Below are 12378 nucleotides of genomic sequence, written 5' to 3' on the forward strand. Positions count from 1 at the left end.
GCGGCGCCGCCCGGGGGCGCGCTGGCGCCGCCGGCCGGCCGACATCGCGGCCTTCGGCCCGCTCCAGCGGGACCTGCTGCGCTCGGCGATCGAGGCCACCCGGGTCGGCGGCGTCGTCGGCTACGCGACCTGCTCGCCGCACCTCGCGGAGACCCGCGCGGTCGTCGACGACGTGCTGCGCGGCGAGGGCGGCCGGGTCGAGTGGATCGACGCGCGGCCGCTGCTGCCCGGTGTCCCGGCGCTCGGCGACGGGCCCGACGTGCAGCTGTGGCCGCACCTGCACGGGACGGACGCGATGTACCTGGCGCTGCTGCGGCGCACCGCCTGACGTGCAGGGCCTCTCGTCCGGATCGTGCCCCGGTGCGATCCGGACGAGAGGCCCAGGCCTGCCCCGTGCGGGAGGAGTGGCTCGCCCCGCCGCTTGCACCTCGGGCGGTGGCCGCGCGCGGGGCGTCCGCCCGAGGAGTTGACGCTGGTGCACCGGCTGGTCCGGTCGGTCCGGCTGGTCCGGTTGGTCCGGTCGACTGGGGGTGAACGGGGGTGCCTCGTTGGGGAGTTCCGGGCCGAGGTGTTCGGTTCGGGGGGCTCGGGGGGCTCCGGGGGTTCCGGGGGTTCGGGGGTGCCGGGGTTCGGGATCTCGGACGTTGCGGAGGTCTGGGTGGTCGGCTCGGAGCGGTCGCGCGGACGTTGACGCCGGAGCCGGTGCACTCGGCGGTGCGGGCCACCCGCTGAGCGGGCGGCGCCGTCACAGCCACCGGGGCGGCGGGCCGGGGCAGTTGGTGAGGAACGCGTGGGCCTGGGCGCGGAGGTGGTCGACCGGTGGGTCCTCGCAGATCGCCTCCATGCCGAGGGCGGTGCTGTGGCTCAGGTGGTGGTAGGACTGGTAGGCGAGGTACGGGCGGTGGTCGTCCAGGGGGTCCAGCCCTACGGTGAGGGTCGCGTAGAGGTCGTGCTCCTTCCCGGCGCCCGTGGTGCCCGTGCGGAAGAGCTGCCATTCGAACTCGTACGGTTCGGGTTCGGCGGGCAGGTCGAGGAGGGCCTGGGCGAGCCGGCGGACCTCGTCCGGGTCGGCGAAGGGAAGCGACTCCGAGCAGAACGGTGCGGCCGCCAACAGCTCCCAGTCGCTGCCGTTGTGGCGGATCGCCAGTTCCCACTCGCCGTGCTGGTCGAGCCATCGGCAACTCAGGATCGGATCCATGGTGGTCAACCTCCCTGTGGGGTCGGGCCGTTACGTTTTCTCCTCATCGTGGCACACCGGGCGGGCCGGGGTCGCGCGGTGTGACCCGTCCTCGGGCGGCTTGCCAGGCTTCCTGCAGCGGACGGTGGTCGAGCACGGTGATGTCGTGCTCGGTCGAGTCGGGCCTCGGCGGCGAGAGCGGCGCGGCCGGCCGGGGTGGGGGCGTACAGCTCGCCGCTGGGGTCGAGCAGGGAGGACACCTGGTCGCGGTCGGCCAGCGGGCCCCAGCGCAGGTGTGGCGCCTCGCAGACCAGGGTGAGGTGGATGCCGAACGGGATCTCCGGGTGGCGGCGCAGGAGCCGGAGCGCGTGCGGGGCGGCGTGACAGGGCGTCATCAGGCTGCAGGACGCGGCGATGTCCTGCTGGACCGCCTCGACGACGGCGAGGTTGACGGACTCGTCCAGGCCGAGGTCGTCGCAGGTGAGGAGCAGGAGGCGGGCGTCGGGTGGGTGGCCGAGGAGCCGGTTGGCGTGCGGGCCGTCCGGGGTGGGGGCCGAGGTGGACATGGGGGGCAGTCTTCACCCGGCGGCGGGGCGGGCGCGCGGGGATGACCGCCGCCCGGCCAGGCTCAGTCGGCGGTGGCGGTGGTGGGGACGGTAGTGGTGGGGGCGGGGTGCCAGGGGCGGTTGGGGCGGGTCTGGACGGGGGCCGAGGTGAGGCGCAGTCCGTACACCTCGTGGTCCGGTGCCGGAGAGGGGACCGGGCCGAGGTACTCGTGACCGGTCAGGTGGCACCAGGCGGGCAGGTCGAGCGGGGCGGCGGGGTCGGTGGTCTGGATGTGGACGACGGCGCCGGCCGGGAGGTGGGCGATCTGCGCGCGCAGACGGAGCAGGAGCTGGACGCAGAGCAGGCCGGTGCCGTCGACGGTGAGGTCGGCCTCGTCGGGTGCGGCGTCGTCGGGGGTGGTGTCGGTGGTCATCGGGGGGTCTCCTGGGTGATGCGCCAGAGGTGGCGGGGCAGTTCGCCCTCCTCGAACGGGTGGACCTCGGCGAGGTGCCAGCCCCCGGCGAGCCGGTCCACCAGCTCGCGGGGGAAGAAGTGGACGGCGAAGCCGCCGTGTTCCCAGATGTCGTCCCCGTGGCCGGTGCCGGCGCCGAAGTGGGCGTCGCCGGTGTGGCGGACGGTGTAGACGAAGGTGCCGCCCGGGCGCAGGACCCGGCGGACCTCGGCGACCAGCGCCGCGATCTCCTCGGTGCTGAGCGCCATGCAGAGCAGCATGTGGGCGAACACCGCGTCGACCGAGGCGTCGGGGAGGGGCAGCGGCGCGCGGACGTCGTGCACGAGGGTGCGGACCCGCTCGGCCAGGCCCTGCTCGACGGCGGCGCTGCGCAGCTGTTCCAGGCCGGCCGGGCTGAAGTCGGTGGCCAGCACGGTGAAGCCCGCACGGGCGAAGTGGAGGGCGTCGCGGCCGTGGCCGGCGCCGAGTTCGAGCACCTCGCGGGCGCCGGCGGCGGCGAAGGTCCGGGCGGCGTACTCGGCGGGGGCGGACGGCTGCTCGCCGTACATCGCGGGGTGGGCGTGGTACGTCCGCTGCCAGTGGGCGCGCTGGGCCTCGGCGAGGGCGGGCTCCCGGTGGGGCGCCGGGCCGGACGACGAGTCGGGCGTCGGGCCGGATGTCGGGCCGGGAGTGCGGGTCATGGTGGTGGGTGCCCTTCGCGGGGGTGCGCCGTGGTGCGGGTGGTGCAGGTGGTGTGGGTGGGGCGGACAGGGCGGGTGGGGCGGGCGGTTCGGGTTCAGCCTAGGGCGCGTGGGGTGGGGCCGGTGGCCGGGGGGTGCGCCGGTGGGTGCCCGGGCGGGTGTCCGGGCAGCGCCCCGGGCAGGGCCCCGGTCACGGCCTCGGGATGTGCCGGTGTTCGGGGGCGGTGCCGCCCAGGCGGGTGAGCAGGGTGGACAGCTGGGTGAGGTCCTCGCTGCTCCACTGGTCGGGGGCGAAGTGGTCGGCGGCGACCTGCCGGGCGGTGTGCAGCATCTCGGCGAGCCGTTCGCGACCGGTCGGGGTGAGGGCGGCGTAGGCGACCCGGGCGTCACGGGCGGCGGCCTCGCGGGCGACCAGGCCGATCCGCTCCAGCGGGGCGAGACCTCGGGTGACGCCGGAGGCGGTGAGGCCGAGGGCCTCGGCGAGGTCGACCCGGCGCATCCGGCCGCCGGGGGCCTGGGCGAGGTGCAGCAGCAGGGTGAAATCGGACAGGCTCACGCCGTGCAGGCCGCTGAGGCTCGCGTCGAAGCGTTTGACCACGGCGGTCTGGGCGCGGACCAGGCGCAGGGCGGTGTCGAGCGGGTCCGGGCGGGGGGCGAGGGCGGGGTCGGTGGTGCGGGCGGTGGGGGGATCGGGGTTGGGATCGGGGTTGATCGGGCTTGTCATTGCCACCTCCTTGACTGCTCAAGTATAGGCATGGGCGGAGCCGTCAAGGAGGTGGCGGGGGAGGGGGGTCGGTCAGCCGGTGGCGTTGGCGGCGCGGCGCTGCCGCTTGCCGAGGGGCGCCTGGGAGAGGTCCTCGGCCTGGGAGCGGAGGTTCTTGTAGCCGTAACCGTGCTCGGTCAGCCAGGACTGCGCCGCCTCCTCGGCCCGCTCGGTGGCCGCCAGGATGTCCTCCTCGGCCTCGCCCTCGTCCAGGAAGCGGAAGGTGAAGGCGGCCCGCGCGGTGAGGTCGTAGCTGAGATGGCCCTCGCGGGTGAAGGCCGCGTGCAGGACGTCGTGCTCGGGCGCGGCGGCGAGGAGTTCGGCGCGCTGCTCGTCGGTCAGGGCGTCGAAGACGCCGCGCACCATGATGCGGAAGGTTCGGGTGGTCATGCCCCGACGATAGGCAGGAGGGCGTGCCGATCGCCAATGCGATTTCGGGGGTGGGGCGGCGGGTCGGTGGGCCGGTGTGTTGGCGGGTCGGCGGGGCGGCAGGCCGGTGTGTTGGCGGGTCGGGGCTGGGTGGTCAGGCCAGGCCAGGTCGGGTGGAGGCGCTTGCGCAGGTCCAGCGTGGCGAAGAGGCCGTCGCAGTAGCCGAGGTCGTGTCCGGTTTTGCCCCAGACCTCGGTGCCGTCCTGCAGCGGGATGGCCAGCAACCCCGCGCTGTAAGCAGGCCTTGCCCTTGTCCGGCCCCAACTGGCATTCACCGGAGTCCTGGTAGGGCAGCAGCTGCCCGGCGGCGTCGAGTGGCAGGGCGAGCAGGTCACGCAGCTGCTGCGGGGCAGGAGTTCGCCGTCGAGTAGGGCGCTCAGGAAGCGGTCCAGGCCGGCGGGGTGGAGACCATCGACTCGGGCCGTCACCAGGGGATCACGCCTGCGGCGGGATCCCCTGGTGGTGCGGGCGGGACGGGCGAGGCGGAACACGGTGGAGACTCCCTTCTGCGGCGACCCCGGTGGCCGCCGTCTCGGTGACTCCAAGACTGGTCGCCGACACCCCCTCCGCACATGTGCCGATCGGCATAAGGCGATCACCGAGTTCGGCGGCCGGCCCTGCCGATCGGCAGGGCCAGCGCGGGAGTTCAGGCCCCAGGCCTGGCCACGCCAGGCGAGGCCCTCGCCCGGCCTGGCCACGCCCTCGCCCGGCCTGGCCACGCCCTCGCCCAACCCCTGGCGGGCCCCCGCTACGCCCGGGCCGGCAGCCGGGTGCAGACCCTCCCGGCCGCCAGTGAAGCGGCCTCGGCACCCACCACCGCCAGCGTGAAGTCCGTGGTCAGCGCGTTGATGTCGGCGCTCTGCCGGACCAGGTAGTGGCTGCCCCCGGGCACCTCGTAGCGCGCCAGCTCGGGCACCACCTGCCGGGCGCGCAGCGCGTACTCCAGGGACTGGGCGGCGTTGGCCGCACTGTGGTCGGCGGTGCCGTGCACGATCAGCACCCGCCGCCCGGCGAGCTGGTCGACCCGGTCGCCGGTGGGCAGCCAGGGGGCGATCCCGGCCACCCCGGCCACGTTCGGGTGCCCCGCGCACCAGAACGCGGCCCGCCCGCCGAGCGAGTTGCCGATCAGCACCACCGGTGCGCCCGGGTACCGGCGGGCGAGCTCGTCGAGTGCCCAGCGGGTGTCGACCGCGGTATCGGCGTCGGCGCCGTTCCAGCCGCTGTAGCGGTAGCGCAGCAGGTGCACCGCGAGGCCGTGCGGGCGGCCGCGTTCGGTGAGTCCGGTGGCGAGCCCCCGCAGGCCCAGTTCGGCGATCCGCAGCGGTCCGCGCCGGCTGCGGAGGAACCCGCCGGGCAGCAGCAGGGCGACGCCGGAGACCGGGCCGTCGCCGTCGCCCTCCCACGGGGTGAGCTGTGCGGTGCGCGGGCGCTGGGCTCGGAACACGCCGGTCCTTCCTGGGGGCCGTCGGGGGACGGTGGTGCTGAAGTGGACACGCGGATTCTACGGTTCCGACGGCGGGTCACGGTGCGTCAGGAGCGACCACAGCACCCAGCCGGTGACGCGGGTGCGGGCGACCAGGACCTTCGCCCAGCGGGCGCCGAGCGGGGAGGTCCAGGTGTCCACCACCTCGACCCGGTCGCCGGAGCGGGCCAGCCCGATCACGGTGTCGCCGCCGAAGTGGTCGAGCCGGATGTTGGCGGCGTTCGCGGAGACCTCCCACCACCCGGCCCCGACCACGGGCGTCCGCTGTTCACCGGGGGTGACGGTCGCCGGGGCCAGCAGGATGGCGAGCGAGAGCGCCGCCGCCGTGGCCCGGCCGATCACCGCCACGACGGCCTCGGGGCCGCGCCGTGCCCGGGGCGTGCGGAAGCCGCACCGTGCCCGGGGCGTGCGGAAGCTGTGGGGAGCGCGGGGGTCATGTACAGCAGAACGAGTCGTCGGGTGTGTGCGAACGGTCGGGCGTGGATGCTCACCCGGTCGGGCGAGCGTGGCGGGCGGTACCGCTACGGGCCAAACTTGCTACCAGTGCCAACTGGCGCCGAACGAGACCGAGTTGGCCTAGCGCCGACGCCCCTGCTCGCCCTCGGGGCTCTGCGGCCCCCGCTCGCCCGCCCGGGCGCGGCCCGAGAGCAGCTCCTGCACGCTCGGGAGCTTCCGTCGCTGCTGCGCGGGCGGGTCGACCGGCTGCGGCCGGGGCTCCGGCGCCGGGCCGAGACCGGCCTTGGCGACCGCGTCGGCCAGGAAGTCCGAGGCCTGGCGGCGGGCGTTGTCCACGCTGCGCCGCAACTGCTCGGCGTCGCCGCGCAGCTTGTCGGCCTGACGGCTCAGCAGGTCGTTGCGCTGCTCGGCCTCGCTGAGCTGCCTGAGGCTGGCGGCGGCCCGGGCGGCGGACTCGCGTTCGAGCTGCTCGCCGCGGGCCCGGGCGTCGGCGAGGATCTGCTGCGCCGCGGACTCGGTGCGGGTCCGGATGTCGGTCACCTCCTGCTCGGCCTGGCGGCGGAGGAAGGCGGCCTCGGCCTCGAACCCCTCCCGGAGCCGGGTGACCTCCTCGCGGGCCCGGGCGAGCAGCGTGTCCGCCTCCTGGCGACGGGCCAGGACGTACCGGTCCTGTTCGGCGGCGGCATGGGCGGCATGGGCGGCGTGGGCGGCGTGGGCGTCGAGGACGGTGGGCCGGTGGCCATACGTGTCGGCCGCCCCGGCCGCCCACGCCGCCCCGGTCGGTCCGGCGATCCGGAGCAGCCGTTCGGCGACCTCGTCGGCGTCGGCCGGGCGGGCGGCCGGGTCCTTGGCGAGCAGGTCGAGGACGAGGGCGTCGAGCCCCGGCGGCACGGGTGGCCGCAGGTCGCCGGGGGCGGTTGGCCGGACCTCGGCGTGCTGGCGGATCAGCTCGTACAGCGTGCCGCGGAACGGGGGTCGCCCGGTGAGGAGTTCGTACAGCAGGCAGCCGAAGGCGTAGAGGTCGGATCGGGCGTCCAGGCTGCGGTTCTCGAAGCGTTCGGGGGCCATGTAGGCGGGCGTGCCGACGATCACGTTGGTGCTGGTGACGCCGTCGTCGACGTGGCCGCTGCGGGCGATGCCGAAGTCGACGACCTTGACCGCGCCGCTGGACTGGATCATCACGTTGGCCGGCTTGACGTCCCGGTGGACGACCCCGGCCCGGTGCGCGGTGGCCAGCGCCCGGGCGATCTGGACCGCCCAGGCCAGCGAACGGTCCAACTCCGGTACGCCGTCGGCCAGGTGGCGGCTGAGCGGGGCGCCGTCCAGCAGCTCCATGACCAGGAAGAACAGCGGGCGGTCGGCGGCCCGGTGCTGCCCGAAGTCGTGCACGGTGACGATCGAGGGGTGGTTGAGCGCGCCGGCCGTGGCCACCTCCCGGGCGAACCGGGCCGCGTCCTTGGGGGAGCCGCTGCCGCCGGGGAGCATCACCTTGACGGCGACGAGGCGTTGGATGCGCGCGTCGCGGGCCTTCCAGACCGCGCCGAAGGCGCCCTCGCCGATCTGCTCGACCAGTTCGTACCGTCCGTCGAGTACCTCGCCCGGCTGCATCCCCCGCCCCTTCCCGCGATCCGGTGCCCGCGGCCGGGCCCGCTTCAACCTACCCCGGGGGCACGGTGGCTGGTCATCCGCTGCGGTCGGCGGCCAGCTCCGCCAGGACGGCGTCGAGCAGGCCCGGGAGGCGGGTGTCGAGTTCGGTCCGGCGCAGGGTGACCAGCCGGGCCTTGCCGCTGGTGCGGACGGCGACCACGCCGGCCTCGCGCAGGAGCCGCCAGTGGTTGGAGAGGGTCGAGCGCGGGACGGCTATCCCCTCGGGGCTGCAGGTGGTCTCGCCGTCCTCGGCGAGGCGCCGGACGAGTTGCAGGCGGACCGGGTCGCCGAGGGCGTGCAGGACGGTGGCGAGGTCGAAGTCCTCGGGGTGGGGCTGGGGCAGGGTCCGCATCGGGTTCCTCGGGTGGGCTGCGGCCGGCTCTGGTGGCGGGCCCGGTGTGCTGTCTAGTATGACGCTTCGACAGTTCGGGAAAGTCGAACTGACCGTGGATCAGCCCCGGGCCGCCGACGGCGGGGCCGTTCGGAGAGGGAGGCCGGAGGATGAAGGTGCTGGCGACGCTGGCCCGGGTGTACGTGGACGATCTGGACACGGTGCTGCCCACGCTGCGCGAACTCACCGGCGAGCGCGAGGGATTGCGCTTCCCGTACGCCGGGGTCGAGGTCGCGCGGATCGGCGGCCTGCTGGTCGTCGCGGGGACGGAGGAGGCGCGGGCGCCCTTCCGCCGGGTGCAGAGCACCCTGCTGGTCGACGACCTGGACGGCCTCGGGGAGCTGCTGCGGATCCAGGGCGGCGAGCTGCTGGACGGCCCCAACGAGGTGCCGACCGGACGCAACGCCACCGCTCGGCACCCCGGCGGGGCGGTGTTCGAGTACGTCGAGTTCGTGCCGGACCGGCCGGTGTTCACGGCGGACTGACGGGCGTCGGGGAGCCGCCCGGTCGGCCCTCGGGCGGCGGGCGTGGCGACCGGCCTGCGACCGGCCTGCGACCGGCCTGCGGGCGGCGGGCGGCGGGCGTGGCGACCTCGGGCGGGCGGCTCGGCGGGGTGGCGGACGGCGCCCAGGGCCCCGATGCTGCCGGCCGGGCGGGTGGGGGAGGCGCTGTCCGGGCCGGCCGGGCTGGGCCGGGAATCGTAACGATCACGGGGGCGGGGCCTCCCATGTGCAGGGGCGGAAGGGGTTTTTCCTGCTCTTTGTTTAGGATCTTGCTTTGCTCTGCGACGATCCGATGATCGTCGCCCGATTGTGGTGGGCGGCGCTTCGCAGGGGAGAAACCGGCATGGCCGAGCGGCCCGAGGACAGCGTCGTCCGGCTGAGGACGAGGTGGCGCGCCAGGTTCGTCAGGGACAGGGAGACCTTGATGGTGGTCTTCGGCGGAGTCCTGGGAGCCATGTTCGCGAGCCTGGGCCTGGCGGTGCTGTTCGGCCCCGCCAACGGGTTCGGCGGCGCCAGCCTCGGCGTGATGGGCGCCCTCAGCATCCTCGGGATGCTGCCCTGCGGGGCGAGCTTCGTCTGGGCGCTGATCCACCCCCGGCGCGGGCTCCCCGCGGCGGCCGTCGGCACCGTGCTCGGGCTGGGCATCTTCCTCGGCTTCGCCGGGGACGGCGTCAACGACTCCTGGAAGGCCCCGCCGGACCACCCGTCCACCGTCCGCGCGGTCGGCAGCTGGACCAGCGGTGACCTGGTGGTGCGGGTCCGCCCGGACGAGGTGGTGGCGTACCGCCGCGGGGACGGGGCGGTCGCCTGGCAGTGGACGCCGCCGGGCTCCGACTCCGTGTGCACGATGAGCCGCGGGGTCGGGACCGGCGGCATCGGCGTGATCGGCCACTCGGCGCACGGAAAGCCCTGCGGGGCGGTGACCTCGCTGGACCTCACGGACGGCAAGCCGGGCTGGACCGCCACCGTGAACGCACCCGCCCGGGACGGTGACGGCGCGGATTCGGACCTCGTCGCGGTGGCGGGCACCGAGGCCGTGCTGCAGGGCACCGACGGCTGGCGGGCCGTACGGCTGACCGACGGCCGGGAGCTGTGGCGCGGCGAGCCCGACACCGGGTGCACGCCGCTGGAGGTCGCGGGCGGTGACCAGGACGTGGTGACGGCCGCCCAGTGCGGCGACGGGACGGCGGTCGTGCGCACCCTGGCCCCCGGGGACGGACAGGCTCGGACGCGGGCCGCCGTGCCGGCCGAGGGCGGGATCAAGAACTTCATGGTGGTGTCCGTCGACCCGCTCGCGGTCTGGGTCGACGCCCAGGCCGAGCGCGGCACCCACGCCGTGCTCAGCTTCGACCGGGCGGGCCGCCAGCGCGCCGCCATACCGGTCTCCGGCGACGAGTACGACCTGGACGTGATGCTCGGCGGCGTCCACGCCTTCGACGAGTTCAGCGCCCGGCCGCTGTTCGGCGGCATGGTCGTCGGAGACCTGTTCATCGTGCCCGGGGAGAAGCCCGGCGACGTCAGCATGAGCGGCGGCCTGCACCCGAGCCGCACGGCCACCGGCCGGCTGGTCGCCTACTCCCTGGCGGACGGCGGGAAGCGCTGGACGGCGGGCCTGGACGACCAGGTCACCGGCGTCCTGGCGGACGGCACCTCGGTCTGGGCGATGACCCGCGACAAACTGACCCGGATCGACGCCGCGACCGGCCGGCAGAGCCGCGAGCTGGACGTCAACGACACCGCCTCGCTCTACCCGGTGGACCTCTCGGTGGCGGGCCGGGAGCACTTCACGGTGGTCGCGGAGGACGGCACCCGGGACGAGCCGCCGGTCCGCGGGATGAGCTGAGGGCCGTCCGGGCGGATCGAGCAAGCTCCTGCGTGCGGCGCTGCGGGCGAACGGCGCGTGCGGGGGAGGGCCGGGCCTTCGGGGGCTCCACCGGCCTCCTTGTCCTCCGCAGGACAGGCGTGCGTACCGGTCCTACGGTGGAACCGGGTAGCCGCTCTTTGCCGAATGAGTGTCCATGTCGGTTCTTGTCGGCGAGTCTTCCGGCACCGGCTTCGTCCCACCCGGCGAAGCGCAGCCTCGTTTCCCAGGAGGGGTCATGGCTACTGGGACAGTCAAGTGGTTCAACGCCGAGAAGGGCTTCGGGTTCATCGAGCAGGACGGCGGCGGTCCGGACGTGTTCGTGCACTACTCGAACATCGACAGCTCGGGCTTCCGTGAACTGGTGGAAGGCCAGAGGGTCGAGTTCGACGTGACCCAGGGCCAGAAGGGACCGCAGGCCGAACGCGTCCGCCTCGCAGGGTGACGGTCGGCCCGGGCCCGCCCTGGGCCGGAGCCAGGCGCGCCCGGGCCCGCCCGGGCCGACACGCGGGAGGACACGATGAGCGTTCGGCACACCCTGAACATCATGGACTGGCACGACGACGGCTCCTCCACCTGGCTGCGCTGGGTAGTCAGCGCAGACCAGATGAGGATGGTCCGGGATCTCCTCGACCGGGCGCCGGACGCGGAGGGCGTCGTGACCCCGGAACAGGCGGACCAGGCACGCACGGCCACTGATCGGTGGGTGACGTGGGTGGAACAGGACTGGTCGCCCCCAGGGTGACGTCACACCGGAGCCTCAGGCGGTGAAGCGGGGGAGAAGCATGTCCTCCCCGAATCCGGCCGGCGCCCCGGCTTCTCCACGTCGACAACCACCAGAACCTCCCCTACGGCGAGCGCAGGAAGGCTCCCGTACGACGAGTCCACCGAGGGCCTCGACCTCCCCTCCGTCACCTCCTCCTGGCTCGGCCACTGGGAGCCGGACCTCTTCGACTCGCTGATCTGACCGACCCGACCGCTTGTGTCAGGCTGGTGGGGGAGCACCGCCGAGCTCGGGAGGCTCGTGATGGCCGAGATCAGGGTGAACGGGGTCTCACTGCACTACGAGGCCCGTGGTGAGGGCCCCGGTGTCGTCCTGGTGCACGGCTCGTGGACCGACGGCGACTCCTGGTCCCGGGTGATGCCGGGCCTGGCGGAGTCCACCACCGTCGTCGCCTACGACCGGCGCGGGCACAGCCGCAGCGAGGACCCGCTCACCCAGGGCTCGGTGTACGAGGACGCGGCCGACCTGGCGGGGCTGGTCCAGGGGCTCGGACTGGCACCCGCCTTCGTCTGCGGCAACTCGTACGGGGCACTGGTCACGCTGCGGCTCGCCTCCGCCCGGCCGGACCTGCTCCGCGGCGTCGCCGTGCACGAGCCGCCCGCCACCGGCCTGCTGCTGACCGACCCGGAGCTGCGGCCGGTCGGCACCGCGCTCGCCGGGCGCGTGGAGGCCGTCCGGGAGCTGCTGGAGCAGGCGGAGTCGGCCGCGGCGGCGGAGCTGTTCGTCGAGACGGTCGCCTACGGGCCGGGGGCGTGGGCCCAGCTGCCCGCGCCGGTGCGGCACACCTTCATCCGCAACGCGCCGACCTACCTGGACGAGCTGCGGGATCCGGACGCGCTGGACCTGGACCTCACCGCGCTCGCCCGCTTCAACGAGCCCGCGCTGCTCACCCAGAGCGATGACAGCCCGCCGATGTACGGCGAGGTGCTGGACCTCATCGACCTCGCGCTGCCGAAGGCGGAACGGCACCTGTACGCGGGCGCCGGTCACGCCCCGCACCTGTCGCAGCCGGAGGAGTGGGTGCGGGTGGTGCTCCCGCGCGCGCTGGTGTGACCGGTGCGGGTGTGACCGGTGCTGGTGTGACCTGCGTGGGTGTGACCGGCGCTGGTGTGGACGGTGCTGGTGTGGACGGTGCTGGTGTGGACGGTGCTGGTGTGGACGGTGCGCGTCGGTCTGGTCGGCAGCG

Annotated in this window: 16 protein-coding genes and 1 pseudogene; 6 read left to right on the top strand and 11 right to left on the bottom strand. The window is 74.6% G+C overall.

What is annotated here, in order from left to right; genetic code table 11:
- Positions 1–328: pseudogene (locus BG452_RS34610) on the top strand (rRNA cytosine-C5-methyltransferase); the annotation flags it as partial.
- 417 nt (positions 329–745) lie between these two features.
- Here BG452_RS34610 and BG452_RS34615 read toward each other — a convergent pair.
- The 11 genes from BG452_RS34615 to BG452_RS34665 all read right to left on the bottom strand — a co-directional run bounded on the left by BG452_RS34615 (position 746) and on the right by BG452_RS34665 (position 8005).
- Positions 746–1198, bottom strand: a complete 453-nt coding sequence (locus BG452_RS34615; protein WP_188308301.1) for a hypothetical protein — start codon at positions 1196–1198, stop codon at positions 746–748.
- A gap of 5 nt (positions 1199–1203) precedes the next feature.
- Positions 1204–1743, bottom strand: a complete 540-nt coding sequence (locus BG452_RS34620) for a ChbG/HpnK family deacetylase (protein WP_188308302.1) — start codon at positions 1741–1743, stop codon at positions 1204–1206.
- A 62-nt stretch (positions 1744–1805) separates the two neighbouring features.
- Positions 1806–2156 carry a sulfurtransferase TusA family protein gene (locus BG452_RS34625; RefSeq protein ID WP_188308303.1) on the bottom strand — a complete coding sequence of 117 codons (351 nt, stop codon included), beginning with the start codon at positions 2154–2156 and terminating at the stop codon, positions 1806–1808.
- Positions 2153–2875, bottom strand: coding sequence for a class I SAM-dependent methyltransferase (locus tag BG452_RS34630; RefSeq protein WP_188308304.1), 723 nt, complete (start codon positions 2873–2875; stop codon positions 2153–2155). Before BG452_RS34630 ends, BG452_RS34625 begins: the two co-directional genes overlap by 4 nt.
- A 190-nt stretch (positions 2876–3065) precedes the next feature.
- The gene (locus BG452_RS34635; protein WP_188308305.1) at positions 3066–3599 is read right to left on the bottom strand and encodes a MarR family winged helix-turn-helix transcriptional regulator; all 534 of its coding nucleotides are present in this window, start codon (positions 3597–3599) and stop codon (positions 3066–3068) included.
- 72 nt (positions 3600–3671) lie between these two features.
- Positions 3672–4028 (bottom strand): DUF6204 family protein, encoded by a 357-nt coding sequence (locus BG452_RS34640; protein ID WP_188308306.1) that lies wholly within the window; start codon positions 4026–4028, stop codon positions 3672–3674.
- The gene (locus BG452_RS34645; RefSeq protein ID WP_188308307.1) at positions 4025–4291 is read right to left on the bottom strand and encodes a hypothetical protein; all 267 of its coding nucleotides are present in this window, start codon (positions 4289–4291) and stop codon (positions 4025–4027) included. The genes BG452_RS34640 and BG452_RS34645 overlap by 4 nt, the downstream gene beginning before the upstream one ends.
- A gap of 524 nt (positions 4292–4815) precedes the next feature.
- Positions 4816–5511 carry an alpha/beta hydrolase gene (locus BG452_RS34650; protein ID WP_188308308.1) on the bottom strand — a complete coding sequence of 232 codons (696 nt, stop codon included), beginning with the start codon at positions 5509–5511 and terminating at the stop codon, positions 4816–4818.
- Positions 5512–5568: 57 nt separating this feature from the next.
- Complete coding sequence (locus BG452_RS34655) at positions 5569–5898, bottom strand: hypothetical protein (protein ID WP_188308309.1); 330 nt, start codon at positions 5896–5898, stop codon at positions 5569–5571.
- A gap of 228 nt (positions 5899–6126) precedes the next feature.
- Positions 6127–7614: a serine/threonine-protein kinase gene (locus BG452_RS34660; protein ID WP_188308310.1), complete on the bottom strand. Its 1488-nt coding sequence runs from the start codon at positions 7612–7614 to the stop codon at positions 6127–6129.
- A 73-nt stretch (positions 7615–7687) separates the two neighbouring features.
- A complete protein-coding gene (locus BG452_RS34665; RefSeq protein WP_188308311.1) occupies positions 7688–8005 on the bottom strand; it encodes an ArsR/SmtB family transcription factor in 318 nt (105 codons plus the stop codon).
- Positions 8006–8154: 149 nt separating this feature from the next.
- On the opposite strand from BG452_RS34665, the gene BG452_RS34670 reads away from it, so the two are divergent.
- From BG452_RS34670 to BG452_RS34690, 5 genes are all read left to right on the top strand, one after another.
- Positions 8155–8529, top strand: a complete 375-nt coding sequence (locus tag BG452_RS34670) for a VOC family protein (protein ID WP_188308312.1) — start codon at positions 8155–8157, stop codon at positions 8527–8529.
- A 361-nt stretch (positions 8530–8890) separates the two neighbouring features.
- Positions 8891–10390 carry a PQQ-binding-like beta-propeller repeat protein gene (locus BG452_RS34675; protein ID WP_188308313.1) on the top strand — a complete coding sequence of 500 codons (1500 nt, stop codon included), beginning with the start codon at positions 8891–8893 and terminating at the stop codon, positions 10388–10390.
- A gap of 256 nt (positions 10391–10646) precedes the next feature.
- Positions 10647–10853: a cold-shock protein gene (locus BG452_RS34680; RefSeq protein ID WP_188308314.1), complete on the top strand. Its 207-nt coding sequence runs from the start codon at positions 10647–10649 to the stop codon at positions 10851–10853.
- A 75-nt stretch (positions 10854–10928) separates the two neighbouring features.
- Positions 10929–11153, top strand: coding sequence for a hypothetical protein (locus tag BG452_RS34685; protein ID WP_188308315.1), 225 nt, complete (start codon positions 10929–10931; stop codon positions 11151–11153).
- Between the two features lie 282 nt (positions 11154–11435).
- Positions 11436–12245, top strand: coding sequence for an alpha/beta fold hydrolase (locus BG452_RS34690; RefSeq protein WP_188308316.1), 810 nt, complete (start codon positions 11436–11438; stop codon positions 12243–12245).
- The last annotated feature ends 133 nt before the right edge of the window (positions 12246–12378 follow it).

It is taken from the genome of Streptomyces sp. CBMA123, from assembly GCF_014596465.1.
Classification (GTDB): domain Bacteria; phylum Actinomycetota; class Actinomycetes; order Streptomycetales; family Streptomycetaceae; genus Kitasatospora.